The sequence below is a fragment of the Agrobacterium sp. MCAB5 genome (assembly GCF_052114365.1).
Lineage (GTDB): Bacteria > Pseudomonadota > Alphaproteobacteria > Rhizobiales > Rhizobiaceae > Agrobacterium > Agrobacterium tumefaciens.
The window spans coordinates 1-614 of the sequence record NZ_JBFREP010000136.1 but is presented as its reverse complement, the minus strand read 5'-3'; the positions used below and the strand labels follow the sequence as shown (position 1 = coordinate 614).

Here is a 614-nt window from a genome sequence, read left to right as displayed (position 1 = left end):
CTCTTGTACCGAGCGGCCAGCGTCTTCCTTTGCTTCCCACTCAGCTCCCTCGTACCAACGTTACTTGGTGGCATCCGCTGTGATAAGGCTGGCATCGACGGCAAATCCTTCCGCGCCCACCAATACTCGCGCGAGGCGTCGCTCCACCACCGTTTCGAAGATGTTTTGCAGGATATCGCTCTACCGAAACCGGCCGTGGCGATTCTTCGAGAAGCTTGTGTGATCAGGCACCTTGCCGCTCAGTCCGAGGCGGCAGAACCAGCGATAGGCGAGGTTGAGATGGATCTCCTCGCTAGTTGGTATTCCGAGCGGATACCCATAGAGTAGCCTATGGTCAGCATCCGCATCATAGTTCGGGATCGACCGAGGGACGGCCAGTGCTGCTATAGAAGGGCTTAAACTGCGCTCGAACGCTATCGAGTTCGAGGTGACGGTCTATCACGCCCAACAGGTCCTCGGAGCCCTGCCTCGATCAACCTTGCCGGAGGTAGGGCCTGAACGACACCATCGGTGCAGGAACGGCATCCATATTTGGGACGACGCGTGACGATGACGCGGAACTGTGCAGGAACGGCATCCATATTTGGGACGACGCGTGACGATGACGCGGAACT

General features: G+C 58.0%; 2 pseudogenes. Both read right to left on the bottom strand.

The features are described from left to right. Positions 1–460: pseudogene (locus AB4Z23_RS27825) on the bottom strand (transposase); the annotation flags it as partial. Next, positions 459–614, bottom strand: a pseudogene (locus AB4Z23_RS27820) (IS66 family transposase zinc-finger binding domain-containing protein); the annotation flags it as partial. The pseudogenes AB4Z23_RS27820 and AB4Z23_RS27825, both read right to left, overlap by 2 nt.